Source organism: Klebsiella sp. BIGb0399 (assembly GCF_003752615.1).
Classification (GTDB): Bacteria; Pseudomonadota; Gammaproteobacteria; order Enterobacterales; family Enterobacteriaceae; genus Klebsiella; species Klebsiella lignicola.
The window spans coordinates 1,074,145-1,100,677 of record NZ_RKHT01000005.1; the positions used below are offsets into that span (position 1 = coordinate 1,074,145).

Sequence of the window (26,533 nt, forward strand, 5' to 3'; positions counted from 1 at the left end):
CCCCTGCTCAGGGGCTATTTTCGGGTGACCAGTCGCGGGGGCATAATCTGATTTCGCGTACCGAGTTGCCCGTTATCAATCCGCCGAAGAATGCTCTCCGCCAGGCTTTGCCCCATCTCTCTTGCCGGGGTTGTCACCCAGGTTAACGGCACATCATCCAGCGCGCTTTCGGGCACCTCAGCAAAGGCGGCCAGCGCCACCCGCTGTTCAAAATAGCTTTCGACGCTGTCCTCGCCGCTCTGCCGTCCGGCACGCATCAGACCAAACCACGCTCCGGTGGCAATCACGCTGTTGTAACACAGGACGGCGGTCAGGGTCGGATTCTGGCGCAGCAGGGTAATCATGGCTTCCGCCGCCAGTTTCTGGCTGGAGTCGCACTCCACCACCCATTCGCTATGAAACGGCAGGCCGTACTTCAGCAGGGTCGCGCAGTAGCCGCCCACCCGCTCCGCGCGGGTCAGTGAGGCGCTTTGCCCCCCTAGCCAGGCGATACGCTGATGACCGCGGCGAATCAGATGCTCGGTCACCAGTTGCGCCGCCTGCATATTATCCGGGCGGATAAGGTCGATATCATCGAGATAGCTGGCGCGAGAAGCGAACACCAGCGGCATCCCGACCTGCGCCGCACGATCGCGTAGTTCGCCGCCTTTATCGATCGCTCCGGCAATAATGACCCCATCGACCCCCTGCGAAATCAGAGTTTCAAAGCGCTGCAGCATTTTCTCGCCACGGTGGCCGCCCTGGGTCAGAAACACCATTTTCCCGTCGGACTCGAGGGCGTCCGTCAGCCCGGCGGTCAGTTCGGCGTAGAAGGGTTTTGACAGGTCGCTGACGATCAACCCAATCACCCCACTCTGTCCGCCGCGCAGCGAGGACGCCTGGCGGTTACGCACGAAGCCGAGTTGTTCAATCGCCTGATTGACGCGCTCGCCGGTGGCCGATGAAATTCGGCCTTTGCCGGTCAAAACCAGCGACACCGTGCTGACCGACACCCCGGCGGCTAGTGCGACGTCATTGATGGTGATCTTTTTTGCGATAGCCATATTCTGCAACCGTCTCCCTTCGGCGGTCGATAAAACGTTTTATCAATGGGTTATCTTTATAAACGTTATCATCGCTTGATTATGTGATTTTTATCGCACTAAAAAATGATAAAACGTTTTATCTTTCCGTCACGTTACACCTTACCCATAACTTAAAATAAACAGGATTCGTGTTAATGACGGCAAAAACGACACCAAAAATTACTTTGTGGGAGTTTTTCCAGCAGCTGGGAAAAACGTTTATGTTGCCCGTGGCCTTGCTTTCATTCTGCGGGATCATGCTGGGGATCGGCAGCTCCTTAAGCAGCCATGATGTGCTCACCCTGCTGCCGTGGCTCGATATTCCCCTGCTGCAGGCGGTGTTTATCTGGATGAGCAAAGTCGGCTCTTTCGCCTTTAGCTTCCTGCCGGTGATGTTCTGTATCGCCATCCCGCTGGGCCTGGCACGCGAAAATAAAGGCGTCGCCGCCTTCGCCGGCTTTGTCGGCTACGCGGTGATGAATCTGGCGGTTAACTTCTGGCTCACCGCCAAAGGCATTCTGCCGACCACCGATGCCGCCGTGCTGAAAGCCAACAATATCCAGAATATTATCGGTATTCAGTCCATCGACACCGGGATCCTCGGCGCCGTGATCGCCGGGATCGTCGTCTGGATGCTGCACGAGCGTTTTCATAATATCCGCCTGCCGGATGCGCTGGCCTTCTTTGGCGGCACCCGTTTTGTGCCGATTATCACCACCGTGGTGCTGGGGCTGGTTGGCCTGGCGATCCCGCTGGTGTGGCCGGTGTTTGCCATGGGGATCAACGCCCTGGGCCATATGATTAACAGCGCCGGTGACTTCGGCCCAATGATCTTCGGTACCGGTGAACGCTTGCTGCTGCCGTTCGGCCTGCACCATATTCTGGTTGCGCTGATCCGCTTTACCGAGGCGGGCGGCACCATGGACGTCTGCGGTCATAGCGTCAGCGGCGCATTGACTATCTTCCAGGCGCAGCTGAGCTGCCCGGAAACCCACGGTTTCTCTGAAAGCGCGACTCGTTTCTTGTCGCAAGGTAAAATGCCGGCCTTCCTCGGCGGCCTGCCGGGTGCGGCACTGGCGATGTACCACTGCGCCCGTCCGGAGAATCGTCATAAGATCAAAGGTCTGCTGATTTCCGGGGTCATTGCCTGCGTGGTCGGCGGAACCACCGAGCCGCTGGAGTTCCTGTTCCTGTTCGTGGCCCCGGTGCTGTACGTTATTCACGCGCTGCTGACCGGCCTCGGCTTCACCATCATGGCGGTGCTCGGCGTCACCATCGGCAATACCGACGGTAACGTGATCGACTTCGTGGTGTTCGGTATTCTGCACGGCCTGTCGACCAAGTGGTATCTGGTGCCGGTAGTGGCTGCCATCTGGTTCGCGGTCTATTACGGCATCTTCCGTTTCGCCATCACCCGCTTTAACCTCAAAACGCCGGGTCGCGATATCGAAACCAATGCCGCCTTTGAGAAAGCCGTCTCCGGCGTGACCGGCAAGTCAGGTTACAACGTCCCGGCGATTCTGGCCGCCCTCGGCGGAGCAGATAACATCGTCTCTCTCGATAACTGCATTACCCGTCTGCGCCTGTCGGTGCATGATATGAGTAAAGTGGACAGTGCAGCGCTGAAAGCCAACCGCGCCATCGGCGTTGTGCAGCTAAACCAGCATAATTTGCAGGTCGTCATTGGCCCGCAGGTTCAGTCGGTGAAAGATGAAATGGCCGTACTGATGAATACCGTCCAGGCATAAATGCCAGCCCCCTCTGAGTCTGGAGGGGGCGTTGATTAAGGAAGTTCAGATGTTTGATTTTGCCACGCCTGTCGACCGCCACGGTACCTGGTGTACGCAATGGGATTACGTTGCCGACCGCTTCGGCGCAGCCGACCTGCTCCCCTTTACGATCTCCGATATGGATTTCGCCACCGCTCCCTGCATTCTTGACGCCGTCAGCAAACGCCTTGCTCACGGCGTCTTCGGCTATAGCCGCTGGAAAAACGATGAGTTTCTCGGCGCGGTGACCCACTGGTACGCCAGCCGCTTTCACTCCCCGATAGATCGCGACGCCATCGTATATGGCCCGTCGGTTATCTATATGGTGGCGGAGATGATTCGCCAGTGGTCCAGCCCAGGCGATGGCGTGGTGGTGCACACGCCCGCCTATGATGCCTTCTATAAAACCATTGAGGGCAATCAGCGTCAGGTCGCGCCGGTCCCGCTGACGCTGCAGGATAATCAGTGGCAGTGCGATATGGCCCTGCTCGAACAGACGCTGGCGCAACCGCGCAACACCGTGCTGCTGCTATGCAGCCCGCATAACCCCACCGGTAAAGTCTGGCAGCGCGAAGAGCTTGAGACGATGTCGCAGTTGTGCGAAAAACACGGGGTGAAGGTGATCAGCGATGAGATCCATATGGATATGGTCTGGGGCGAACACCGGCATACGCCGTGGTGCGACGTAGCTCGTGGCCCGTGGGCGCTGTTCACCTCCGGTTCCAAAAGCTTCAATATTCCGGCCTTAACCGGCGCTTACGGCCTGATCGACGATCCCCGCGCCCGCGAGCAGTATCTCACCGCCCTGAAGAGTCGCGACGGATTATCCTCGCCGTCGGTGCCGGCGCTGGTTGCCCATGTTGCCGCCTACCGGGAAGGAGCCCCGTGGCTGGATGCGCTGCGGGCCTACCTGCAGGACAATATGCGCTACATCGCCGGGGCGCTCAATCAGGCGTTCCCGCAGCTAAACTGGCAGCCGCCGCAGGCGACCTATCTTGCGTGGATCGATCTGCGCCCGCTGGGTATCGACGATCGCGCCCTGCAGAAAGTGCTGATCGAGGAACAAAAGGTGGCCATTATGCCGGGCTATACCTATGGCGAAGAGGGTGTCGGGTTCCTCCGTCTCAACGCCGGTTGCCCTCGCGAAAAGCTGGAGAAAGGCGTTAACGGGCTGATTGCCGCCCTGCGCGCGTTATCGTAGTCGCCCTGTCGCGCAGTTTCGGCTGCGCGACTGCTGTTTTCCCTGCCGTCCCCTATAAATCATCCCGCCGCCGGAAAGCCAGATACCCGGCCCCGAGGGTAAACACCCCGACAATCACCACCAGCAGAATAAAGCCGTGATGGTTGCTCGAAAGCGGTATTCCGCCGACGTTCATGCCAAAAAAACCGGCCACGATATTGATGGGTAACGCCAGCACGGTGATCACCGTCAGGGTATACAGCGTGCGGTTGCTTTGCTCCATCTGCCGGGCGCTGATCTCCTCCTGCAGCAGGCTGATCCGCTCGGTCAGCCCGGAGAGATCGTTCAGCACCACGGTAAACTCCTCGGTGAACTGGCGGAACTCCTGCACAACGGCGCGATCGATCCACGCCGGCGGGCGGTTGAGCAGACGGAACATCGCCGCCGGTTCAGGTGCCAGCAGGCGCTGAAAGCGCAGCAGCATACGCCGCAGGCGCGCGAGGTCGGCCCGGTTGCGCTGCACATGGTTGCTGAGCAGGCGCTCTTCAATAGCATCGACGCGGCGACTGGCCTGCCTGACCACCTGCTCCAGCACCTCTTCCTGCTCTTCCAGCAAGAACGCCAGCAGCCCGGTTGACGCGTTCACCTTTAAGGTCGCCAGGCGCGGCAGCATCCATTCAATAAAACGCAGCGGTTTATAGCGGGCCGTCACCACCAGCGTCTGGCTGCAGTAAAGCCACAGGGTTGAGGTTTCCGCCGTCGCCTCTTTGGGGTGGAAAATGACATCGTTGAGCACGGCAAACAGGATCTCATCCTGACGTTCAATCCGCGTGGTATGGGAACCGTCGCGGATCTCTTCAAAGAAAAAGTCGTCAACGGGAAAATGACTGGTCAGCCATTTCTCAGCGGTGGCGTGATTGAGGTTCAGGTGGAGCCAGACAAAGTCATTCTCGCCGTCCAGTTGCTGATATCGGGCGCAGACCTCATGGGAGTTGATTTGCTGTGGAACCTGGCCTTCACGAAACAGGAACCCATGCACCAGTCCGGAGACTTCCAGATCAAAATCGGGTTTTAACATCTTTCCGGCGACATCTTGACTCATATATCCCTCAGGATTTCATCTGGCACTGTCAGAGCGAATAAAAGCATGTACACACCATCATCCAAGATGCGTCAGGCAGCAGAGGAACAAATCCCCAGCAGCATAGATAGCGATGTGACTGGGGTTGCTAAGTGCAGCCAACACAGAGGCAGCTTGAAGGATGACGGGTATATTTCGCCATTTTTCAGAGCCAGGCAAGGGTAATAATTTGTTCACAAAACGGACACCTGACTGACATCTCAGAGGCACCGGATGGCACATTAGCCCACCTGACGTCGTCACCGATACCGTTCCTCTTGATCCCGTCGAGCGTTTTAACGTCCTGAGCGGCGTATGATCGCCGTTCTTCAACCCCGTCCGGGGTGATTTACCTTCTGAGTTCAGAGGCATCTTTTATGACATGGCAACAATTCAAACAAGCCTACCTGGTGAAGTTCTGGGCGCCAGCGCCCGCGGTGATCGCCGCCGGTATTCTCTCCACCTACTATTTCGGCATTACCGGCACGTTCTGGGCCGTTACCGGTGAATTTACCCGTTGGGGCGGGCAATTACTGCAGCTTGTCGGCGTCCATACCGAACAGTGGGGCTATTACCAGCTGATCCACCTTGAAGGCACGCCGCTGACCCGCATCGACGGCATGATGATCCTCGGCATGTTCGGCGGCTGTTTTGCCGCCGCGCTATGGGCCAATAACGTCAAACTGCGCCTGCCGCGCAGCCGCATCCGCATTTTTCAGGCGGTGGCCGGCGGGATCATCGCCGGGTTTGGCGCGCGCCTGGCGATGGGCTGTAATCTCGCGGCCTTTTTTACCGGTATCCCTCAGTTTTCCCTGCACGCCTGGTTTTTTGCCATCGCCACGGCGATCGGTACCTGGTTTGGCGCCCGCTTTACCCTGCTGCCCATTTTCCGCATTCCGGTCAGGATGCAGAAAGTCAGCGCGGCGTCACCGTTAACGCAAAAACCCGCCCAGGCGCGACGCCGTTTCCGCGCCGGAATGCTGGTGTTCTTCGCGATGATCGCCTGGGGCCTGCTGACCGCCATCGACCGGCCAAAGCTGGGCCTCGCGATGCTGTTTGGCGTCGGGTTCGGTTTGCTGATTGAGCGCGCGCAGATCTGCTTTACCTCGGCGTTCCGCGATATGTGGATCACCGGGCGCACCTATATGGCGAAAGCGATCATCTTCGGAATGGCCGCCAGTGCGATTGGGATTTTCAGCTACGTCCAGTTGGGCATGGAGCCTAAAATCATGTGGGCTGGCCCTAATGCGGTTATCGGCGGCCTGCTGTTTGGGTTCGGCATCGTGTTGGCCGGCGGTTGCGAAACCGGCTGGATGTATCGCGCCGTTGAAGGCCAGGTCCACTACTGGTGGGTGGGGCTGGGCAACGTGATTGGCTCAACGATTCTGGCCTATTTCTGGGATGACCTGTCGCCTGCGCTGGCGACAAACTGGGATAAGGTCAACCTGCTGACCACCTTTGGTCCGTTCGGCGGCCTGCTGGTCACCTACCTGCTGCTGTTTATCGCCCTGATGCTGGTCATCGCCTGGGAGAAACACTTTTTCCGCCAGAAGTCGCTTGCTACCGTTAACGCTAAGGATGCCGCATGAAAAATATCGTGCCCGATTACCGCCTCGACATGGTGGGTGAACCCTGCCCCTATCCGGCCGTGGCAACCCTTGAGGCGATGCCTTCGCTCAAAAAGGGAGAGATACTGGAAGTGGTCAGCGACTGCCCGCAGTCGATCAACAACATTCCCCAGGATGCCCGGAACTACGGCTATACGGTTCTGGATATCCAGCAGGACGGGCCAACTATCCGTTATTTGATCCAAAAATAAGCCCTGACTCAGGCCGGGCCGGGCGCTGTCCGCAACCGGCCTGCCCCTCTCCGCCTCACAATCATGATATTCTGCAATAAAAGTAAAATACTGGTTTAATTAACTGGAAATATACATCATGGAAGCCTAAAATTTCACTCTCGGGATAATACACAGGCATTATCATTAGGAGTAATACTTCTATACTGATATTGACAACCGCCCGATACGCCTTAAGGATGAGGAACAGAAGCCACCATGCCGTATACTTTTCGCTCCGTTATTAACCTGTTGATGGGGGAAGTCATGCAGGGAAATGTCGCATTATCTGCCTTCCGGCGCCTGCTGAGCCACTTTAGCGGACAGGTCATCTAATATGGACCACACCACGGTTTCCCTGCGCTCTCGCTATATCAATATGCTCACCATCATTCTGACGACGGCGATATTCATTGGATTCATCATGCGTGAATATCGCGATCTGCAAAGATACATGGGCTATGTGGCGGAAAGCGGCGAGTCCGCGCTTTCCCATGCCGAATACATCAACCAGCATATGGCGCTGCAGCTCTCGAGGGCCTTTTCTACCGCCCCGTTAATGTCCGACGGGCAAAATGACAAAACCCGTGCGGTTTGCGAGGATCTCGAATCGGTAAACGGGGTTTCCGGCCTCAATCTGACCCACCAGACCTTCAAGGGGTTAAGCGGTACCTTACAAACCCGCAATCCCGATTGTCATATCTGGGGGCGCGACGTTTCCGCCCTCTCCATCATCCAGAGCGACTATAATCAGTCGGCGTCAAAATATGCTTTTTCTAATTACCGGGGGTATGTTTTTCATAACACCAAATATTATATCGATCTGGCCAATAACTATATTTACATTAACAAAATCATTGATGCCAACCAGTATCGCTTTGATAACTGGTTAGTTCGCGATGATAACCTGATCGATATCACCCGCAGCGCCCATATTATTAATATCGACCCCAGCGCGCTCAATGATTTACTGCACGGCGAAAATATCACCTCACATATTTATCGCGATGGTTATACTAAGAAAAATATTATCAGCATGTTAACCCCGGTGTTTCAGAATGGCATGATCAAAGGGGTTATCGTGACCGATGTTAATATTGACGATCTTGCCACTTCGTTTTATACCGCTGACCGACCGGTGCTCTGGCGTTTTTTATCACTGTACGTCACCGACCGTTCCACCGGCGACGACATTTACTTCCATCACTCGACAATAAAAACCTTCAATATTATAAAACATAAAGAGAACCTGACTCCGTTCTATGTTTTAAATATTAAAATGGATTTGCTGTATTTTGCCCTCAATAACCTGTGGCTGGCGGTCCTTTACATCCTCAGTACCTGGCTGCTGTGCCGCTACACCAAAACACAAATGGCCCGCCACGCCATGCTGTCAAAAGATAACGTCACCGACACCCTGACCGGCCTGTACAACAGAAAAGTGCTCAACGATGCGCTGGACCGCAAGATAGGGACCGCACTCGGTAAAAACATCCCGGTAACCGTGGTATCCATTGACAGCGACGGTCTGAAAAAAATCAATGACACCCGCGGGCATGATGTGGGTGACAAGGTCATTCAGCTATTAGGCCAGGCCATCGAACAATCTATTCGTAAAAGTGATTACGGCATCCGCCTCGGTGGCGATGAGTTTATCCTGATCCTTATCGATACGCCGTACCTTAAAAGTCTGGAAATCATCGCCAGAATTAAGGCGCATTTAGAGCATACCGATACAGACAAACTGGTGGCGTTTTCACACGGCAATCATCAGATGGATCCCGACGATTCACTGGAAACGGCGATAAAAAAATCCGACAAGCTGCTGTATGTACAAAAAAGAGACAAGTACCGCTAAGATTCGCCAGCAAGAATTAGCAGGACGGCACAGGCGATGATGATATATATCATTATCGCCGCTAATCCCCATTTGCGCGCCGCTGTGAGCATCAAACGAATAGTCGCTGCCGATTCTTTGATACTTTTAAATGATTAAACAGATGTTGTATAATGATGTGCACTTTACCTAAAAATGAGTGCGACCATGATTGATTCGACTTTGCCATTAACCGACATTCATCGCCACCTTGACGGCAATATCCGTGCCCAAACTATTCTCGATCTTGGCCGCCAGTTCAATATCGCGCTTCCGGCAACCTCACTTGATACCCTGATCCCCCACGTCCAGGTCACCAGCAATGAACCTGACCTCGTGAGTTTCCTCGCTAAACTGGACTGGGGCGTAAAAGTCCTCGCCTCGCTGGAAGCCTGCCGCCGTGTGGCCTATGAAAACGTCGAAGATGCGGCGCGCAACGGCCTGCACTACGTTGAATTGCGTTTTTCCCCGCGCTACATGGCGATGACCCACCAGCTGCCGGTCGACGGCGTGGTCGAGGCGGTGATTGCCGGCGTCCGCGAAGGCTGCCGCGACTTTAACGTCGATGCCCGTCTGATCGGTATTCTGAGCCGCACCTTCGGCGAAGCGGCCTGCCAGCAAGAGCTGGACGCCCTGCTGGCCCATCGCGATGGCATTACCGCACTCGACCTGGCCGGGGATGAACTCGGTTTTCCCGGCGAGCGTTTCACCGATCACTTCACCCTCGCACGCGACGCCGGCTGGCGCATTACGGTCCACGCGGGTGAAGCTGCGGGTCCCGAGAGCATCTGGCAGGCCATTCGTGAGCTGGGCGCGGAACGTATCGGTCATGGTGTGAAAGCCGTTCAGGATCCGGCGCTGATGGACTACCTCGCCGAGAAACGCATTGGCATCGAGTCCTGCCTGACCTCCAACATTCAGACCAGCACCGTGGCGTCCCTGGCGCAGCATCCGCTGAAAACCTTCCTCGAGCACGACGTTTTGGCGTCGATCAATACCGACGATCCTGCGGTTCAGGGCATCGATATTATTCACGAATATACCGTCGCGGCGCCGGCTGCGGGCCTGAGCCGTGAGCAGATTCGCCAGGCGCAGATCAATGGTCTGGAACAGGCGTTTCTGAGCCCTCAGGAAAAAATCGCGCTGATTGAGCGTGTTAAAGTGGCTTGACCGATTGCCCGGCAGACCATCTGCCGGGCTAAATCAGCGACAATGTGGCGCGGTGTTTTGCCGATTCCAGCCCCAGCTCAATTAATTCCATTATCTGAATCGCCTGACTGGCGGGAACCGGATTCTCACCATTGCCGTTCAGCGCATCACGAATCGCCGCATAATAGGCCGGATAGTTGCCCGGTACAGTCAGCCAGCTCTCTTCATGGCGTTCTTCCCCCTCCGCGCGGGTCAAAATGCCGTCACGCATATCGTAGCCCCAATCCTCCTGGGGTAGACGTTCGCCGTTTTTCAACCGCGCTTCCTGCGGATCCAGGCCGTATTTCACATAGCTCGCCCGGGAACCGTGGACGATATAGCGTGCAGTTTCTGCTGCCGCCAGCAGCGTACCGTGCAATACCACGCGGCGCTGGGGATAGACCAGCGTCGCATGAAAATAGTCGGTCGCCTGCGCGCCAGGGCGCAGCTGTGCTAAATCAACGTGGATGCTGACCGGCAGACCAAACAGATTGACTACCTGATCGAGAAGATGCGGCCCAAGATCGTACCAGATCCCGCTGCCGGGGCCACCCTGTTCACGCCAGCGCTGGCGAACCTGCGGGCGGTAGCGGTCAAAATGCGATTCGAAATAGCACACCTCGCCCAGCTGTCCTTCATTAATCAGCGACTTCACCGTCAAAAAGTCGCTGTCCCAGCGGCGGTTATGAAATACCGACAGCAGTCTGCCGTCGCTTTTAGCCATCGCCTCTAATGCCCGAGCTTGTGACAGTGTCACCGTAAACGGTTTATCGACGACAACATGCTTACCCGCCGCCAGCGCGGCCTGAGCCAGCGGGAAATGGCTATCGTTGGGGGTTGGGATCACGATCAGATCAAGATGAGGGTCGCTCAGTAAACTGGCGGCATCGGCGACGACGCGCAGCGCGGGCCAGTCGGCATGCACTTTCGTTGCATCACTGCTGGAGACCGCGGCCAGGGTCATTCCCGGCGTGCCGCTGATTAATGGCGCATGAAAGGTTTTACTGGCATACCCGTACCCTATGATACCGACCTGAATATTGTCACTCATCGTCTCACCCCCGTTCAGCGGTAGATTTCGCCCTGCCTGTTAACTATAAGACGCATTTTATTTATTAGCTTTCCTAATGTATTATCGCTGTTCATCTTTACGACAATCGTGACAATTCTTCCAGGTAGTTCTTGCGTTGCTGTCGTCGTTTAGTAACATTTAGCTCTGCTTTAACTTTTAATTTTAGAATTATGTCGAACGTTTTAAACAGAATTGTAGAACTTATCGGATGGGTTGTTTTCGGGGTTTCCGCCCTGCTTCTGGTTATCGCGCACCACATTGATAACTACCAGTCACCGCCTCCGGCTAATGTTGTGACCACCAACGTTCAGCCTCACTAGTGCGTCATCCCTGCTGACGGGAAACAGTGACCCACTTCGCAGTTGTGCAACCGGTTTCTGAAACCGGTTGCACAACTGCGAACACATTCATACACTCTCTTTATCATTTGATAAGGAGTTTTATCATGTCCGCATTTCCACAACAGTTCCTTTGGGGCGCTGCCACCGCAGCCTATCAGGTTGAAGGCGGTCACGACGCTGACGGCAAAGGCCCGTCAATCTGGGATATTTACGCCCATCAGCCGGGAGCGACGTTTGAGAACACCAACGGTGACGTCGCCGTGGATCACTACCACCGCTTTCGCGAAGACGTTGCGCTGATGGCGGAGATGGGCCTGCAAAGCTACCGCTTCTCTATCTCCTGGCCGCGCTTGCTCCCTCAGGGACGTGGCGAAATCAATGAAGCGGGGGTTCAGTTTTATAGCGATCTGATCGATGAGCTGCTGGCCCACAATATCGAACCCATGATCACCCTCTATCACTGGGATCTCCCGCAGGCGCTGCAGGATGAAGGGGGCTGGGAAGCACGCAGTACCGCCGAAGCATTCGCTGAGTATGCCCGCCTGTGTTACGCCCGCTACGGCTCCCGGGTAAAACTGTGGGCAACCTTTAACGAGACCATTGTCTTTATTGGGCATGGTTATATTAATGGCTGCCATCCGCCGGCCGTTCGCGACCCGGCCCGCGCCATTCAGGCGTGCCATCACGTGTTCATCGCCCACGCCCTGGCGGTAAAATCATTCCGTGAATCCGGTATTAACGGCGAGATTGGTTTCGTTAACGTGCTCCAGCCGCACACTCCGCTCACCGATAGCGAAGCCGATCGCCAGGCTACCGCCATGGCCGACGCCGTGCATACCCACTGGTTATATGACCCGGTATTAAAAGGCCACTATCCCGAGGAGCTGCTGCAACAGACCCAGGCGCTGTGGGGCGTGCCGCGCTTCGCGCCGGAGGATGACGCCCTGCTGCGTGAAAGTCGCTGCGACTTTATCGGGCTGAATTACTATCGCCGTGAAACCGTCTCGGCCGAGCCGCAGGAAGGCCTGGGCGGCGGTGAACCAGGGGTGGACGGGCTGTTTCATTTCGTGCGTAACCCGCAGAGCACCTATACCGAATGGGGCTGGGAGATCTGGCCGCAGGGGTTAACTGACGGGATTATGATGATTAAGGAACGCTACGGCGATATTCCGATTTATATCACCGAAAATGGTTTAGGGGCCAAAGACCCGATTATTGATGGCGAGATTGTCGATGATCCGCGCATTGACTATCTGAGCAGCCACATTACTGCGCTGGAAAAAGCCATCGAGGCCGGTGCCGACGTCCGCGGTTATTATCCGTGGTCCTTTATTGATCTGCTGAGCTGGCTTAACGGTTATCAAAAACAATATGGCTTTGTGTACGTTGACCATCAACAGAACCTTGCCCGCAAACGTAAGAAGAGCTTCTTTTGGTACCAAAACCTGATTGCCACCCGAGGCGAACAGCGTTAATCTTCCCCACCAGGCGCCGTCCGGCGCCTGTTCCGTCTCTGGAAAACTCTTAATTATCTTTTTGCTACCTCCGGAACGAAATCAGTTCTTGTTTTTCGTCATGGCAACCGAAATAATTCGGCGCAGCCCCATCAAGAAGGCTCGGTGGTTGGACGCTGATTTATTAAGCGCAGAAATTATTCGTCTTATTTATACCCAAAATAATTCGAATTGCTTGTCGGTGGCAAAGCTGTAAATCCCCAGAAGCTCACTCAGGTAAGTGACTGGAGTGCACGGATGCAGCCAGCACCCAGGCAACTTGAAAGATGAAAGGTATATTCCGATTATAAAATGGAAACGCAAATGACCGTTCAGGATTACTTATTAAAATTTCGAAAAATCAGTTCGCTTGAAAGCCTTGAAAAACTTTTTGACCACCTTAACTATTCCCTGACCGACACCGTGGAGATCGTCAATATGTATCGCGCCGCCGATCATCGCCGGGCGGAGCTGGTTTCTGGTGGGAAATTGTTCGACATCGGCCAGGTGCCGAAATCCGTTTGGCGTTACGTGCAATAAATCCTGTTCTCAACCATGCCAGTTGCTTATACTCCCGCCCTTCATTTCATCGAAACCGGGAGAAATAATGTCTTCTCAATCTGCTGAACGTATCGGCGGGTGGCTGCTGGCCCCACTGGCATGGCTACTGGTGGCATTGCTGAGCACGTCGTTGTCGCTGCTGATATTTGCTAACGCGCTGATGTCCTCCCGGACCTTTGCCCTGTTGTCGGAAATGAGCACCGGCCACCTCCTGCTGTGGGTCGGCTCGCTGCTGTTTGCCATCGGCATGTGGTACTACACCCTGTGGCTAACCTTTGCCTTTTTCAAACGACGGGCGCTGGTGCCGAAGCATTACATTATCTGGCTGCTGGTTTCTTTGCTGCTGGCAATAAAAGCGTTTGCCTTTTCACCGATCACCGATGCGATGGCCCTGCGCCAGCTGGTGTTCCCGCTGCTTGCCGCGGCGCTGTTGGTGCCTTACTTCAAACGTTCCAAACGGGTTAAGCGAACTTTCGTGAATTCGTAATACCCACACAGTTAACCTGTTGTCGCCGGTATCGATTTATTCGATAATAGGCGGCTTTTTCTGTTTTCAGGTCGAGTTGATGGCTGATTATTTACTGCTCTTTATTGGTACTGTCCTCGTTAACAACTTCGTTCTGGTGAAGTTTCTTGGATTATGCCCCTTTATGGGGGTCTCCAAAAAACTGGAAACCGCGATGGGGATGGGGCTGGCCACCACGTTTGTGATGACCCTGGCCTCCATCAGTGCCTGGTTGATTGATACCTGGATCCTGATCCCGCTCAATCTGATTTACCTGCGCACGCTGGCCTTTATTCTGGTCATCGCCGTGGTCGTGCAATTTACCGAAATGGTGGTTCGCAAAACCAGCCCGGCGCTGTATCGCCTGTTAGGCATTTTCCTGCCGCTGATTACCACCAACTGTGCGGTGCTCGGCGTGGCGCTGTTGAACATAAACCTCGGCCATAACTTCCTGCAGTCCGCACTGTACGGCTTTGCCGCCGCGGTCGGCTTCTCATTGGTCATGGTGTTGTTTGCGGCAATCCGCGAGCGACTGGTGGTGGCGGATGTCCCCGCACCGTTTCGTGGTAATGCGATTGCCCTGGTGACAGCGGGCCTGATGTCGCTGGCATTTATGGGCTTTAGTGGTTTGGTGAAGTTGTAATATGAGTGCTGTCTGGATAGCGGTGATCGCCATCAGCCTGCTGGGGCTGATTTTCGGCTTGATTCTGGGATACGCCTCCCGCCGCTTCAAAGTAGAAGATGACCCGGTGGTTGAAAAAGTCGATGAACTGCTCCCGCAAAGTCAGTGCGGTCAGTGCGGCTACCCGGGCTGCCGCCCCTATGCCGAAGCCGTCGGTACCCAGGGCGAGAAAATTAACCGTTGCGCCCCTGGCGGCGAAGCGGTGATGCTGAAAATCGCGGCCTTGTTAAACGTCGATCCGCAACCCATTGATGGCGATGAGCAGGCGCAGGAACCGGTGCGTATGCTGGCGATTATCGACGAGAACAACTGTATCGGCTGTACCAAATGCATCCAGGCCTGCCCTGTCGATGCGATCCTTGGCGCCACCCGCGCCATGCATACCGTGATGAGCGATCTGTGTACTGGCTGTAACCTCTGCGTCGCGCCGTGTCCGACGCAATGTATAGAAATGGTGCCGGTCGCGACGACCACTGAAACCTGGAAATGGGATCTTCACACTATTCCGGTACGCAATATTCCTGTGGAACAACATGTTTAAGTTATTCTCCGCATTCAGAAAAGACAAAATCTGGGATTTCAATGGCGGCATTCATCCGCCTGAAATGAAAAGCCAGTCTAACGCGACGCCACTGCGCCAGGTTCCCCTGCCACAGCAATTTGTCATCCCGCTTAAGCAGCACATTGGTGCCGAGGGTGAGCTGTGCGTAAAACCGGGCGATCGGGTATTGCGTGGCCAGCCGCTGACCCGCGGCTGGGGTCGAATGCTGCCGGTGCATGCGCCGACCTCCGGCGTGGTGAGCGCCATTGCCCCGCACTCAACTGCCCACCCCTCCGCGCTGGCTGAAATGAGCGTGATTATCGATGCCGATGGCGAAGACCGCTGGATCGAGCGCGACGGCTGGAGTGATTATCAGAATAAGAGCCGTGAAGCGCTGATTGAGCGCATCCATCAGTTCGGCGTTGCCGGTCTTGGCGGTGCAGGCTTCCCGACGGGTATCAAATTACGCGGCGGCGGCGACAATATTGAAACCTTGATTATTAACGCTGCCGAATGCGAGCCGTACATTACCGCCGACGATCGCCTGATGCAGGACTGCGCGGCACAAATTATTGACGGCATCCGCATCCTGGCCCACATATTACAGCCCCGCCAGGTCCTGATCGGCATTGAAGATAATAAACCGCAAGCCATTTCGATGCTGCGGGCCGTGTTATGCGACGCCCACGGCATTGAGCTGCGGGTCATTCCGACCAAATATCCGTCAGGCGGTGCCAAGCAGCTGACGCAGATCCTCACCGGCAAACAGGTTCCCCACGGCGGGCGCTCCTCCGACATCGGCATTTTGATGCAAAACGTCGGAACAGCCTACGCGGTGAAACGCGCGGTGATCGACGGCGAGCCGCTCACCGAACGTGTTGTCACCCTGACCGGCGAATCAGTTACCCGTCCTGGCAACGTCTGGGCGCGACTGGGTACGCCGGTGCGCCACCTGCTGGAAAATGCCGGTTTTTGCCCGAGCGCAGAGCAGATGGTAATCATGGGCGGCCCGTTGATGGGGTTCACCCTGCCGTGGCTGGACGTTCCGGTAGTGAAAATCACCAACTGTCTGCTGGCGCCCTCCGTCGATGAAATGGGCCAGGCCGAAGAAGAGAAAGGCTGCATTCGCTGTAGCGCCTGCGCCGACGCCTGCCCCGCTGACCTACTGCCTCAGCAGCTTTACTGGTTCAGCAAAGGACAACAGCACGACAAGGCAACGAGCCATAACCTGGCCGACTGTATTGAGTGCGGCGCCTGCGCCTGGGTCTGTCCGAGTAATATTCCGCTGGTGCAATACTTCCGCCAGGAAAAAGCGGAGATTACCGCCATCCGTCAGGAAGAGAAACGCGCGGCGGAAGCCAAAGCCCGATTTGAAGCACGCCAGGCACGACTGGAGCGTGATAAAGCCGCACGCCAGGAACGACACAAGCAGTCCGCGGTACAGCCGGCAGCCAAAGATCAGGATGCCATTAACGCCGCGCTGGCCCGGGTACGCGACAAACAGCGCGATGCCGCGCAACCGATTATCATCCAGGCCGGCACAAAACCAGACAACAGTGACGCCATCGCTGCACGCGAGGCACGGAAAGCCGAGGCCCGCGCTCGCAAGGCCGAGCAGCAGAACGCACCGCAGGCTGACGCTCAACCGGTGACCGAAGCCGCCGTTGACCCGCGTAAATCCGCCGTCGAAGCGGCAATTGCCCGCGCTAAAGCCCGCAAGGCCGAGCAGCAAAACGCGCCGCAGGCTGACGCTCAACCGGTGGCTGAAACCGCCGTTGACCCGCGTAAATCCGCCGTCGAAGCGGCAATTGCCCGCGCTAAAGCCCGCAAGGCCGAACAGCAGAACGCGCCGCAGGCTGAGGCTCAACCGGTGACCGAAGCCGCCGTTGACCCGCGCAAAGCCGCGGTCGAAGCGGCAATTGCCCGCGCTAAAGCCCGCAAGGCCGAGCAGCAAAACGCGCCGCAGGCTGAGGCTCAGCCGGTGGCTGAAACCGCCGTTGACCCGCGCAAAGCCGCCGTCGAAGCAGCAATTGCCCGCGCTAAAGCCCGCAAGGCCGAACAGCAGAGCGCACCGCAGGCTGAAGCTCAGCCGGTGGCTGAAATCGCCGTTGACCCGCGCAAAGCCGCCGTCGAAGCCGCTATCGCCCGCGCTAAAGCCCGCAAGGCCGAACAGCAGCAAGAGCAACATCCGCCAGCCGCCAACGACGATCCGCGCAAAGCTGCGGTCGCCGAAGCAATCGCCCGTGTTCAGGCCAGGAAAACATCCCGGCAGGCAGTTAACGAGGAATAAATGGTTTTCAGAATCGCAAGCTCCCCTTATACCCATAACCAGCGTCAGACCTCACGGATAATGCTGCTGGTGTTGCTCGCGACCGTTCCCGGTCTGGTGGTCCAGACCTGGTTCTTTGGTTGGGGTACCGCTATACAGCTTATTCTGGCAGCCCTGACGGCCTGGGGGACGGAAGCCGCGATCCTCAAATTGCGCAAACAGAATATTGCCACCACCCTCGCCGATAACTCCGCGCTGCTGACCGGCTTGCTGTTAGCCATCAGTATTCCGCCGCTGGCCCCCTGGTGGATGGTGGTATTAGGCACCGCCTTTGCCATTATCATCGCCAAGCAGTTGTACGGCGGGCTGGGCCACAACCCGTTTAACCCGGCGATGATTGGTTACGTGGTCCTGCTGATTTCATTCCCGGTGCAGATGACCTCGTGGCTCCCGCCCCATGATATTGCCGCCACCATTCCGGGCTTCACCGACGTCCTGCATGTGATCTTTACCGGCCATACCGCCAGCGGTGGCGACATCAATACCCTGCGAATGGGCATTGACGGGATAAGCCAGGCCACGCCGCTCGACACCTTTAAAACCTCGCTGCGTGCCGGGCATGAAGTCAAAGAGATCATGCAGTACCCTATTTTCGGCGGCGTACTGGTGGGGCCGGGCTGGCAGTGGGTCAATCTCGCCTATCTGGCCGGCGGCCTGTTCCTGCTGTGGCAGAAAACCATCCGCTGGCATATTCCGCTCAGCTTCCTGCTCAGTTTGACCCTGTGCGCCACTCTCGGCTGGCTGTTTTCCCCGCAAAGCCTCGCCGCGCCGCAGATTCACCTGCTGTCTGGCGCCACCATGCTGGGGGCATTCTTTATTCTGACGGATCCGGTCACCGCCTCCACGACCAACCGTGGTCGCCTGATTTTCGGCGCCCTCGCCGGCCTGCTGGTGTGGCTGATCCGCAGTTTTGGTGGGTATCCGGACGGCGTGGCATTCGCCGTACTGCTGGCAAACATCACCGTTCCGTTGATTGATTACTACACGCGCCCGCGCGTTTATGGCCACCGCTGAGGATTGATGATGTTAAATAGCATGCGCAAACACGGGATCACGCTGGCGCTGTTTGCCGCCGGTACCACCGGGTTGACCGCAGCCATCAATGCGCTGACGAAATCGACCATTGATGAGCAGGCGGCCACGCAACAAAAAGCGTTATTCAATCAGGTTCTGCCTGCCGAGCGCTACACTAACGATCTGCTGCAAAGCTGTTTTCTGGTGGCGGAGCCGTCGCTCGGCAAAGGCCAGCATAAGATCTGGATTGCCAAAAACCAGGATGCTCCGGTCGGGGTCGTCATGGAAGCCACCGCGCCGGATGGTTACTCCGGCGCCATTCAGCTGCTGGTCGCGGCCGATTTTAAAGGTACTATCCTCGGCACCCGCGTGACCGAGCATCATGAGACCCCAGGCCTGGGGGATAAAATTGAGTTACGCCTGTCGGACTGGATCACCCACTTTGCTGGTAAAGTGATCCACGGCGCGAGCGACAGCCATTTTGCGGTCAAAAAAGACGGCGGCGATTTTGATCAGTTCACCGGTGCCACCATCACCCCACGTGCGGTGGTCAACGCCGTGAAGCGCGCCGGTTTGTACGCCCAGACGCTGCCGGCACAGATTCCCGAACTTACCCCCTGCGGAGAGTAGACCATGAGCGAAGTCAAAGAGGTCATTGTTCAGGGGTTGTGGAAAAACAACTCCGCCCTGGTGCAGCTGCTCGGCATGTGCCCCCTGCTCGCGGTGACGTCAACCGCCACCAATGCGCTCGGGCTGGGTCTGGCGACGACGCTGGTATTGACGCTGACCAACCTGGCTATCTCCAGCCTGCGCCGCTGGACACCGGCCGAGATCCGTATCCCCATTTACGTGATGATCATTGCCTCGGTGGTGAGCGTGGTGCAGATGCTGATTAACGCCTACGCCTTTGGCCTGTATCAGTCTCTGGGGATTTTTATCCCGCTGATCGTCACCAACTGTATCGTGGTCGGCCGGGCGGAAGCCTTTGCCGCCAAAAAAGGGCCAGCCCTGTCGGCGCTGGATGGTTTCTCCATTGGAATGGGGGCCACCTGCACGATGTTTGTGCTGGGGTCGCTGCGCGAGATTATCGGCAACGGTACCCTGTTCGACGGGGCAGACAGCCTGCTGGGCAGCTGGGCTAAAGTGCTGCGCATTGAGGTGTTCCACACCGATACGCCGTTCCTGCTGGCGATGCTGCCACCGGGGGCGTTTATTGGTCTGGGAATGATGCTGGCGGTAAAATACCTTATTGATGAGCGCACTAAGCAGCGTAAAGCCAAAGCGGTTGCGGCAACACCTGCCGCGCCTGCGGATGCACACACGGAAAGTCTGGGATGAACAAGAGCAAGCGTCTGGAAATCCTCACCCGGCTGCGGGATAACGACCCGCACCCGACCACAGAACTCAATTTCACCAGCCCGTTTGAGCTCCTGATTGCGGTGCTGCTGTCCGCCCAGGCCACCGACGTCAGCGTGAACAAGGCCACGGCAAAGCTCTACCCGGTGGCGAACACTCCGGCGGCGATGCTGGAGCTGGGCGTCGATGGCGTCAAATCGTATATCAAGACCATCGGCCTGTTTAACAGCAAAGCGGAAAATGTCATTAAGACCTGCCGGATCCTGCTCGAACAGCATCATGGCGAGGTTCCTGAAGACAGAGCGGCGCTGGAAGCCCTTCCCGGCGTGGGCAGGAAAACCGCCAACGTGGTGCTGAACACCGCGTTTGGCTGGCCGACGATTGCGGTCGACACGCATATCTTCCGCGTTTGCAATCGGACACAATTTGCCCCCGGCAAGAACGTTGAACAGGTTGAGGAAAAACTGCTAAAGGTGGTTCCTGCCGAGTTTAAAGTCGACTGCCATCACTGGCTGATTCTGCACGGCCGCTATACCTGCATTGCCCGCAAACCGCGCTGTGGCTCCTGCCTGATCGAAGATTTATGCGAGTTTAAAGAGAAAGTCTATTCCTGAGCGCCAGTGCAGAATCATGACCATGAAATAATAGTGGTTCTGCGCTTAACGCCTCCGCCCTGCCTTTAACACCAATAATTATCTACTTTGCAGAAGAATTAACCGGCTATATAACGCACAGCCAGGTTAATCATTTTTTATGTAGCAAAAATTTCTATACATTTGTGATCCAGATCACCTTAGCAACCTGATGTTAAATTTTTGTTTCTTTGATGATAATGAAATCCAGCATTTGCAATACCAGAGCCGCAGTCGTCAGGACAATACCCCATCTATTTTTAGGATTATGGGCTATATCACTAGGTTCAAGGCTTATCAGCAGAACATATCGCCGTTATCCAATGTTTTTCGTAAGACGACAGATAAAAATGTCACCAATACCTAAAAGATGAAATTTAACTCTGCATAACATTTAAATGACTGGCGTATTATAACGCCTGAGATATATGTAACAGAGTATTACAAACCCCTTGCCTGAATGGTCAGGATAGTGAACATTACTTCCCGTTTTCCCTCCAGAATAACTATAAAGGCGGCGGTCTTCTCAGATTGCGCCCCGAACACCCCCCGTTAATATGGGATGTAAAAAAAGAGGTATATGTGTCAACTGCAAACAATAAACCAGCAGAAAGCGTGAGTTTGAACGCTTTCAAACAACCGAAATCGTTCTATCTGATCTTCTCGATCGAATTATGGGAGCGTTTTGGTTATTACGGCCTGCAAGGGATCATGGCCGTTTACCTGGTAAAACAGCTGGGTATGTCAGAAGCGGATTCTATTACACTCTTCTCCTCCTTCAGTGCACTGGTTTATGGCCTTGTCGCTATCGGCGGCTGGCTGGGTGACAAAGTCCTCGGCACCAAACGTGTCATCATGCTCGGCACCATCGTGCTGGCAATTGGTTACGCGCTGGTCGCGTACTCCGGTCATGATGCTGCAATCGTGTATATGGGTATGGCGACTATCGCCGTCGGTAACGGCCTGTTTAAGGCTAACCCGTCCTCCCTGCTTTCGACCTGTTATGAGAAAGACGACCCGCGTCTCGATGGCGCATTTACGATGTACTATATGTCCATCAACATCGGTTCGTTCTTCTCGATGCTGGCTACTCCGTGGCTGGCGGCGAAGTTTGGCTGGAGCATCGCCTTCTCTCTGAGCTTCGTCGGGATGCTGATCACCCTCGTGAACTTTATGTTCTGCAAAAAATGGGTGAAAAACTACGGTTCTAAACCTGACTTTGCACCGGTTCACTACGGCAAACTGCTGGCAACCATCGTCGGTGTAGTCATCCTTGTGGTGATTGCTACCTGGCTGCTGCACAACCAGGGTATTGCCCGTATGGTGCTGGGCGTGGTTGCGCTGGGTATCGTGATTATCTTTGCTAAAGAAGCCATGGGCATGCAAGGCGCCGCACGACGTAAAATGATTGTGGCCTTTATTCTGATGCTCCAGGCGATCGTCTTCTTCGTGCTGTACAGCCAGATGCCGACCTCCCTGAACTTCTTCGCAATCCGTAACGTTGAGCACGCAATTCTGGGTATCAGCTTCCAGCCGGAGCAGTTCCAGGCGCTGAACCCGTTCTGGATTATGATCGGCAGCCCGATTCTGGCCGCTATCTATAACAAGATGGGCGACCGTCTGCCGATGCCGCACAAATTTGCTATCGGTATGGTGCTGTGCTCGCTGGCGTTCCTCGTGCTGCCGCTGGGCGCGAAATTCGCGACCGACGCCGGTATCGTCTCCGTTAACTGGCTGATTCTGAGCTACGCGCTGCAGAGTATCGGTGAGCTGATGATCTCTGGTCTCGGCCTGGCCATGGTGGCTCAGCTGGTTCCTCAGCGTCTGATGGGCTTCATCATGGGTAGCTGGTTCCTGACCACCGCTGGCGCGGCAATCATCGCCGGTAAAGTAGCAAACCTGATGGCGGTACCGGAAAACGTAACCGACCCGCTGCAGTCCCTGGCGGTCTATGGTCACGTGTTCCTGCAGATCGGTATCACGACCGCCGTTATCTCTGTGCTGATGTTTGCCTTCGCACCGAAGCTGAACCGCATGACTCAGGATGACGACACCGTCGCTAAAGCTCGCGATACGGCTACCGTCTAAGCGCTTCGGGAAAACCAATAAATTTAGGCCGCTAACGTTTTGTTAGCGGCTTTTTTTTTACCCCTGGGCTAACATACAGAAAACTGCAGCCACGAGGAGTTACTGATGAAACTGTTCTACAAACCCGGTGCGTGTTCCCTTGCCTCACATATCGCCCTGCGCGAAAGTGGACTGGATTTCACTTTGCAAGGCGTTGATCTGATGCATAAACGCCTGGAAAACGGTGATGATTATCTGCAGATCAACCCCAAAGGCCAGGTACCGGCGCTACTGCTTGACGACGATATCCTGCTCACCGAAGGCGTTGCCATCATGCAGTACATTGCAGACCAGGTCCCGGACCGCCAGCTGCTGGCACCGGTTGGCTCCGTTGCCCGTTACCAGACGCTGGAGTGGCTCAACTACGTCGCAACCGAGCTGCACAAAGGCTTCACGCCGCTGTTTCGCCCGGACACCCCAGAAGACTACAAATCGACAGCACGTGCTCAGCTGGAGAAGAAGCTGCAGTATATTGATGGCTCGCTTGCCGATAAGCAGTGGCTGAACGGTCACCGTTTCACCATCGCCGACGGCTATCTGTTTACGGTGCTGCGCTGGGCGTATGCGCTGAAGTTAGATATGACAGGCTATCCGCATATTGCGGTCTGGATGCAGCACATGGCGGCGCGTCCATCGGTTGCCGCGGCACTGGCGGCAGAAGGGCTTCAGTAAGGCGAGAAGAACTGCCCGGCGCAATACCGGGCAGTTAACGAGGTTTACAGCGGTGTCGCGCTGAAGTGCTGCTCCGGCAGCGCAATACGATCCTGTGCGGCAACGACCTGCAGTTCATACTCCTGCATATTTTTGGTCGTCAGCATGATTTCATAGACCGCGGCGGTCACATGTTCCAGCGCTTCACGCAGCGTTACCCCCTGCAGCAGCTTAACCAGCAGCAGTCCGCTGGTCACATCCCCCACGCCTACCGGCTGACGCAGGCCAAAATCCACCAGCGGGCGGCTGATATGCCATGCTTCGTCGTGCGTCACCAGCAGCATTTCAAAACGATCCATGCTGCGACCCGCGCGAGCGAGATGTTTCACTAACACCACCTGCGGCCCCTGGGCGATCAGTTCGCGTGCGGCGGCCACGGCTTGCGCAACGTTCGCTACCGGATGACCGCACAGGATCTCCAGCTCAATCAGGTTTGGCGCAATGATATCACTTGCCGGCAGCGCATGACGGACATGAAACTCCGCCACGCCAGGCGCCACGATACAGCCTTTCTCCGGATGACCCATCACCGGATCGCAGAAGTATTTCGCCGCCGGATTGGCCGCCTTCACCTGACGCACAATCCCGAGAATATGCTCGCCCTGTTCGGCAGAGCCCAGATAGCCGCTGAGGACCGCATCACAACGCTGCAGCTGATCAATATCCGCAATCCCCTGGACTATCTCGGTGAGATGCGCAGGCGGCATCACACACCCGGTCCATTTCCCGTACTGGGTATGATTGGAAAATTGTACGGTATTAAGGGGCCAGACGTTCGCGCCCAGGCGGCGCATCGGAAATTCTGCGGCACTATTGCCGGCGTGGCCAAACACAACGTGGGACTGGATGGCGAGGATGTTCTTCATCTTGGGTACCTGACAGCAAAAAATAAGGGGCGTGGTTTCCCACGCCCCTGCCTTTACGCAATTACTTCCAGCAGACCAGACAGTAATTTTTCTTACCGCGACGCAGTAAGGTATAGCGGCCAAACAGGCGGTCGCTATCGGTGAAGACATATTCCGGGTCGGACTGTTTTTCACCGTTGATGGTGACCGCATTGGAGGCGATGGTTTTACGCGCCTGGCCACGAGATGGCTGCAGCTCGGAATCCACCAGCGCCTGCATGAGATCGGCACCGCTGTCCATTTCAATCATCGGTACGCCATCCTGCGCCAGCTGTTCGAAGTCAGCTTCGCTCAGGTCGCTCAGGTTGCCGTTGAACAGGCTTTCAGTAATGCGTTTGGCGGCGATCAGGCCTTCTTCGCCATGCACCAGGCGGGTCACCAGCTCGGCCAGCACGTACTGGGCACGTGGCGCCTTACCGCTGTTCTTGTCTTCTTCTTCCAGGGCATTGATCTCAGCCATGTCCATAAAGGTGAAGAACTTGAGAAAGCGATAAACATCGGCATCCGCGGTGTTAATCCAGAACTGGTAGAATTTGTACGGGCTGGTTTTCTTCGGATCCAGCCAGACTGCGCCACCTTCCGTTTTACCGAACTTGGTACCATCTGCTTTGGTGATCAGCGGCACGGTCAGACCAAAGACCTGGTTCTGGTGCAGACGACGGGTCAAATCGATACCCGAAGTGATGTTGCCCCACTGGTCGGAACCGCCAATCTGCAGCGCCACGCCGTGCAGTTTGTTCAGGCACGCGAAGTCATAACCCTGCAACAGGTTATAGGAGAATTCGGTAAACGAGATGCCCTGATCGTCACGGTTCAGACGCTGCTTAACCGCTTCTTTGTTGATCATCTGGTTGACGGAGAAGTGTTTGCCGATATCACGCAGGAAGGTCAGCACGTTCATGCCGCCAAACCAGTCGTAGTTATTCGCGGCAATCGCGGCGTTATCACCGCAATCAAAGTCGAGGAACGGTGCGACCTGCTTACGGATTTTATCTACCCACTCCTGCACGGTATCTTCGGTGTTGAGTTTACGCTCGGCGGCTTTGAAGCTCGGGTCACCGATCAGACCGGTTGCGCCTCCCACCAATGCCACGGGTTTATGGCCTGCCTGCTGGAAGCGTTTCAGGCATAACAATGGAACAAGATGCCCCAAATGCAAGCTGTCAGCGGTAGGATCGAAGCCGCAATAGAGCGCGATCGGGCCTTGCGCCAGTCGCTCTGCTAACGCTTCCTCGTCCGTCACCTGGGCTACCAGCCCCCGCTCTTGCAATTGTTTAATCAAGTTACTGCTTGCCATCAAATTCTCCATGTATAAAACGACTGCACCTTTGCCGGTACACGACTTTTCGCCAGACGCGAAAAAAGACATCTCTTCTGCAAAATCATTCACGATACGCCAGGGCGACAAGCAGCGCAGGCCAGAAAATCACCGGATTAGCGGGTGCGGCCCACCACGACGCAGCATGAAAAATGAAGGCTATAGAATAAAGCGCCTGCCCATCGAGCACCAGCGCTTAACACAACAAATTTCCGGGATTACGGAGCCAGGCGGTCGATTTTCCACGCGTCATGGTCGCGCTGGTATAAAAAACGATCGTGCAGACGGTGTTCACCGCCCTGCCAGAACTCCATCTGATCGATAGAGATGCGGAATCCCCCCCAGAAGCTCGGCAACGGCACTTCGCCCTGCTGGAATTTCTGCTTCAGTTCGAGGAATTTGCTTTCAAGAATACCGCGGGCCGAAATGCGGCTTGATTGCTGGGAAACCCAGGCGCCGATCTGGCTGTCGCGCGGGCGACTGTGGAAATATTTCACCACTTCGAGGGTCGACAGGCGTTCGGCTTTGCCGACCACCATCACCTGACGCTCCAGCATATGCCACGGGAACAGCAGGCTGACATGCGGATTTTTTTCAATCTGGTGCGCTTTGCGGCTGCCGAGGTTGGTGTAGAACACCAACCCTTTTTCGTCATAGTGCTTAAGCAGCACGATTCGCTGCCAGGGTTGGCCGTTTTCATCAACGGTGGCGACAACCATTGCCGTTGGATCCGCCAGTCGGGCGTCACAGGCCTGGCGAAGCCAACGCTCAAACAATGCTAGCGGTTCAGCGGGAAGATCGTGGCGACGCAGGCCACCACGGGTGTACTCTCGGCGCAGATGCGCGATTTGCTGCAGATCATCGTTATCAGACATGGCACTGAAGAAAGTTGTCATCGGGTGGCGTCATTGT

At 55.9% G+C, this 26,533-nt stretch carries 25 protein-coding genes; 19 read left to right on the forward strand and 6 right to left on the reverse strand.

What is annotated here, in order from left to right; translation table 11 throughout:
• Nucleotides 1–14: 14 nt before the first annotated feature.
• Complete coding sequence (locus EDF82_RS05490) at nt 15–1,043, reverse strand: Mal regulon transcriptional regulator MalI (RefSeq protein WP_123755489.1); 1,029 nt, start codon at nt 1,041–1,043, stop codon at nt 15–17.
• 176 nt (nt 1,044–1,219) lie between these two features.
• Here EDF82_RS05490 and malX point away from each other — a divergent pair, with 176 nt between their 5' ends.
• A complete protein-coding gene (malX, locus tag EDF82_RS05495) occupies nt 1,220–2,812 on the forward strand; it encodes a maltose/glucose-specific PTS transporter subunit IIBC (RefSeq protein ID WP_123754564.1) in 1,593 nt (530 codons plus the stop codon).
• Between the two features lie 49 nt (nt 2,813–2,861).
• Complete coding sequence (locus tag EDF82_RS05500; RefSeq protein WP_123754565.1) at nt 2,862–4,034, forward strand: MalY/PatB family protein; 1,173 nt, start codon at nt 2,862–2,864, stop codon at nt 4,032–4,034.
• Between the two features lie 52 nt (nt 4,035–4,086).
• On the opposite strand, the gene EDF82_RS05505 is transcribed toward EDF82_RS05500, so the two are convergent.
• Complete coding sequence (locus tag EDF82_RS05505; protein WP_123754566.1) at nt 4,087–5,115, reverse strand: CorA family divalent cation transporter; 1,029 nt, start codon at nt 5,113–5,115, stop codon at nt 4,087–4,089.
• Between the two features lie 395 nt (nt 5,116–5,510).
• On the opposite strand from EDF82_RS05505, the gene yedE reads away from it, so the two are divergent.
• The 4 genes from yedE (at nt 5,511) to add (ending at nt 10,016) form a co-directional block, all read left to right on the forward strand.
• Nucleotides 5,511–6,722, forward strand: a complete 1,212-nt coding sequence (gene yedE / locus EDF82_RS05510; RefSeq protein ID WP_123754567.1) for a selenium metabolism membrane protein YedE/FdhT — start codon at nt 5,511–5,513, stop codon at nt 6,720–6,722.
• Nucleotides 6,719–6,952, forward strand: coding sequence for a sulfurtransferase-like selenium metabolism protein YedF (gene yedF, locus EDF82_RS05515; RefSeq protein WP_123754568.1), 234 nt, complete (start codon nt 6,719–6,721; stop codon nt 6,950–6,952). Before yedE ends, yedF begins: the two co-directional genes overlap by 4 nt.
• A gap of 355 nt (nt 6,953–7,307) precedes the next feature.
• Nucleotides 7,308–8,828, forward strand: coding sequence for a diguanylate cyclase DgcJ (gene dgcJ, locus EDF82_RS05520; RefSeq protein ID WP_123754569.1), 1,521 nt, complete (start codon nt 7,308–7,310; stop codon nt 8,826–8,828).
• Between the two features lie 186 nt (nt 8,829–9,014).
• On the forward strand, nt 9,015–10,016 hold the full coding sequence (gene add, locus EDF82_RS05525) for an adenosine deaminase (protein ID WP_123754570.1): 1,002 nt from the start codon (nt 9,015–9,017) through the stop codon (nt 10,014–10,016).
• Between the two features lie 28 nt (nt 10,017–10,044).
• Here add and EDF82_RS05530 read toward each other — a convergent pair whose 3' ends face one another.
• A complete protein-coding gene (locus tag EDF82_RS05530) occupies nt 10,045–11,085 on the reverse strand; it encodes an oxidoreductase (protein WP_123754571.1) in 1,041 nt (346 codons plus the stop codon).
• A 191-nt stretch (nt 11,086–11,276) separates the two neighbouring features.
• Between EDF82_RS05530 and blr the strand changes: the two genes are divergently transcribed.
• From blr to gstA, 13 genes are all read left to right on the forward strand, one after another.
• Nucleotides 11,277–11,426, forward strand: coding sequence for a division septum protein Blr (blr, locus tag EDF82_RS05535; RefSeq protein WP_123754572.1), 150 nt, complete (start codon nt 11,277–11,279; stop codon nt 11,424–11,426).
• A gap of 125 nt (nt 11,427–11,551) precedes the next feature.
• The gene (locus EDF82_RS05540) at nt 11,552–12,922 is read left to right on the forward strand and encodes a GH1 family beta-glucosidase (RefSeq protein ID WP_123754573.1); all 1,371 of its coding nucleotides are present in this window, start codon (nt 11,552–11,554) and stop codon (nt 12,920–12,922) included.
• Nucleotides 12,923–13,264: 342 nt separating this feature from the next.
• Entirely contained in the window at nt 13,265–13,480 is a 216-nt protein-coding gene (ydgT, locus tag EDF82_RS05545; RefSeq protein ID WP_123754574.1) for a transcription modulator YdgT, read from the forward strand.
• Nucleotides 13,481–13,547: 67 nt separating this feature from the next.
• Complete coding sequence (locus EDF82_RS05550) at nt 13,548–13,988, forward strand: DUF2569 domain-containing protein (protein ID WP_123754575.1); 441 nt, start codon at nt 13,548–13,550, stop codon at nt 13,986–13,988.
• A gap of 79 nt (nt 13,989–14,067) precedes the next feature.
• On the forward strand, nt 14,068–14,649 hold the full coding sequence (rsxA, locus tag EDF82_RS05555) for an electron transport complex subunit RsxA (protein WP_123754576.1): 582 nt from the start codon (nt 14,068–14,070) through the stop codon (nt 14,647–14,649).
• A 1-nt stretch (nt 14,650) separates the two neighbouring features.
• Entirely contained in the window at nt 14,651–15,229 is a 579-nt protein-coding gene (rsxB, locus tag EDF82_RS05560) for an electron transport complex subunit RsxB (RefSeq protein WP_123754577.1), read from the forward strand.
• On the forward strand, nt 15,222–17,519 hold the full coding sequence (rsxC, locus tag EDF82_RS05565; protein WP_123754578.1) for an electron transport complex subunit RsxC: 2,298 nt from the start codon (nt 15,222–15,224) through the stop codon (nt 17,517–17,519). Before rsxB ends, rsxC begins: the two co-directional genes overlap by 8 nt.
• Complete coding sequence (gene rsxD / locus EDF82_RS05570; RefSeq protein WP_123754579.1) at nt 17,520–18,572, forward strand: electron transport complex subunit RsxD; 1,053 nt, start codon at nt 17,520–17,522, stop codon at nt 18,570–18,572.
• 9 nt (nt 18,573–18,581) lie between these two features.
• Nucleotides 18,582–19,202 carry an electron transport complex subunit RsxG gene (rsxG, locus tag EDF82_RS05575; RefSeq protein WP_123754580.1) on the forward strand — a complete coding sequence of 207 codons (621 nt, stop codon included), beginning with the start codon at nt 18,582–18,584 and terminating at the stop codon, nt 19,200–19,202.
• Between the two features lie 3 nt (nt 19,203–19,205).
• A complete protein-coding gene (locus EDF82_RS05580; RefSeq protein ID WP_123754581.1) occupies nt 19,206–19,910 on the forward strand; it encodes an electron transport complex subunit E in 705 nt (234 codons plus the stop codon).
• Nucleotides 19,907–20,542 carry an endonuclease III gene (gene nth, locus EDF82_RS05585; protein WP_123754582.1) on the forward strand — a complete coding sequence of 212 codons (636 nt, stop codon included), beginning with the start codon at nt 19,907–19,909 and terminating at the stop codon, nt 20,540–20,542. Before EDF82_RS05580 ends, nth begins: the two co-directional genes overlap by 4 nt.
• Before the next feature lie 600 nt (nt 20,543–21,142).
• A complete protein-coding gene (gene dtpA, locus EDF82_RS05590) occupies nt 21,143–22,648 on the forward strand; it encodes a dipeptide/tripeptide permease DtpA (RefSeq protein ID WP_123754583.1) in 1,506 nt (501 codons plus the stop codon).
• 105 nt (nt 22,649–22,753) lie between these two features.
• Nucleotides 22,754–23,359, forward strand: coding sequence for a glutathione transferase GstA (gstA, locus tag EDF82_RS05595; RefSeq protein WP_123754584.1), 606 nt, complete (start codon nt 22,754–22,756; stop codon nt 23,357–23,359).
• Nucleotides 23,360–23,403: 44 nt separating this feature from the next.
• On the opposite strand, the gene pdxY is transcribed toward gstA, so the two are convergent.
• The 3 genes from pdxY to pdxH form a co-directional block, all read right to left on the reverse strand.
• Entirely contained in the window at nt 23,404–24,264 is an 861-nt protein-coding gene (pdxY, locus tag EDF82_RS05600) for a pyridoxal kinase PdxY (protein ID WP_123754585.1), read from the reverse strand.
• Between the two features lie 61 nt (nt 24,265–24,325).
• Nucleotides 24,326–25,600 carry a tyrosine--tRNA ligase gene (gene tyrS, locus EDF82_RS05605; RefSeq protein ID WP_123754586.1) on the reverse strand — a complete coding sequence of 425 codons (1,275 nt, stop codon included), beginning with the start codon at nt 25,598–25,600 and terminating at the stop codon, nt 24,326–24,328.
• 239 nt (nt 25,601–25,839) lie between these two features.
• Nucleotides 25,840–26,496 (reverse strand): pyridoxamine 5'-phosphate oxidase, encoded by a 657-nt coding sequence (gene pdxH / locus EDF82_RS05610; RefSeq protein ID WP_123754587.1) that lies wholly within the window; start codon nt 26,494–26,496, stop codon nt 25,840–25,842.
• Between the last annotated feature and the right edge of the window lie 37 nt (nt 26,497–26,533).

Coding starts and splice junctions, on each gene's coding strand:
- EDF82_RS05490 (WP_123755489.1), bottom strand. CDS start 1,043: ATGGCTATCGCAAAAAAGATCACCATCAATGACGTCGCACTAGCCGCC.
- malX (WP_123754564.1), top strand. CDS start 1,220: ATGACGGCAAAAACGACACCAAAAATTACTTTGTGGGAGTTTTTCCAG.
- EDF82_RS05500 (WP_123754565.1), top strand. CDS start 2,862: ATGTTTGATTTTGCCACGCCTGTCGACCGCCACGGTACCTGGTGTACG.
- EDF82_RS05505 (WP_123754566.1), bottom strand. CDS start 5,115: ATGAGTCAAGATGTCGCCGGAAAGATGTTAAAACCCGATTTTGATCTG.
- yedE (WP_123754567.1), top strand. CDS start 5,511: ATGACATGGCAACAATTCAAACAAGCCTACCTGGTGAAGTTCTGGGCG.
- yedF (WP_123754568.1), top strand. CDS start 6,719: ATGAAAAATATCGTGCCCGATTACCGCCTCGACATGGTGGGTGAACCC.
- dgcJ (WP_123754569.1), top strand. CDS start 7,308: ATGGACCACACCACGGTTTCCCTGCGCTCTCGCTATATCAATATGCTC.
- add (WP_123754570.1), top strand. CDS start 9,015: ATGATTGATTCGACTTTGCCATTAACCGACATTCATCGCCACCTTGAC.
- EDF82_RS05530 (WP_123754571.1), bottom strand. CDS start 11,085: ATGAGTGACAATATTCAGGTCGGTATCATAGGGTACGGGTATGCCAGT.
- blr (WP_123754572.1), top strand. CDS start 11,277: ATGTCGAACGTTTTAAACAGAATTGTAGAACTTATCGGATGGGTTGTT.
- EDF82_RS05540 (WP_123754573.1), top strand. CDS start 11,552: ATGTCCGCATTTCCACAACAGTTCCTTTGGGGCGCTGCCACCGCAGCC.
- ydgT (WP_123754574.1), top strand. CDS start 13,265: ATGACCGTTCAGGATTACTTATTAAAATTTCGAAAAATCAGTTCGCTT.
- EDF82_RS05550 (WP_123754575.1), top strand. CDS start 13,548: ATGTCTTCTCAATCTGCTGAACGTATCGGCGGGTGGCTGCTGGCCCCA.
- rsxA (WP_123754576.1), top strand. CDS start 14,068: ATGGCTGATTATTTACTGCTCTTTATTGGTACTGTCCTCGTTAACAAC.
- rsxB (WP_123754577.1), top strand. CDS start 14,651: ATGAGTGCTGTCTGGATAGCGGTGATCGCCATCAGCCTGCTGGGGCTG.
- rsxC (WP_123754578.1), top strand. CDS start 15,222: ATGTTTAAGTTATTCTCCGCATTCAGAAAAGACAAAATCTGGGATTTC.
- rsxD (WP_123754579.1), top strand. CDS start 17,520: ATGGTTTTCAGAATCGCAAGCTCCCCTTATACCCATAACCAGCGTCAG.
- rsxG (WP_123754580.1), top strand. CDS start 18,582: ATGTTAAATAGCATGCGCAAACACGGGATCACGCTGGCGCTGTTTGCC.
- EDF82_RS05580 (WP_123754581.1), top strand. CDS start 19,206: ATGAGCGAAGTCAAAGAGGTCATTGTTCAGGGGTTGTGGAAAAACAAC.
- nth (WP_123754582.1), top strand. CDS start 19,907: ATGAACAAGAGCAAGCGTCTGGAAATCCTCACCCGGCTGCGGGATAAC.
- gstA (WP_123754584.1), top strand. CDS start 22,754: ATGAAACTGTTCTACAAACCCGGTGCGTGTTCCCTTGCCTCACATATC.
- pdxY (WP_123754585.1), bottom strand. CDS start 24,264: ATGAAGAACATCCTCGCCATCCAGTCCCACGTTGTGTTTGGCCACGCC.
- tyrS (WP_123754586.1), bottom strand. CDS start 25,600: ATGGCAAGCAGTAACTTGATTAAACAATTGCAAGAGCGGGGGCTGGTA.
- pdxH (WP_123754587.1), bottom strand. CDS start 26,496: ATGTCTGATAACGATGATCTGCAGCAAATCGCGCATCTGCGCCGAGAG.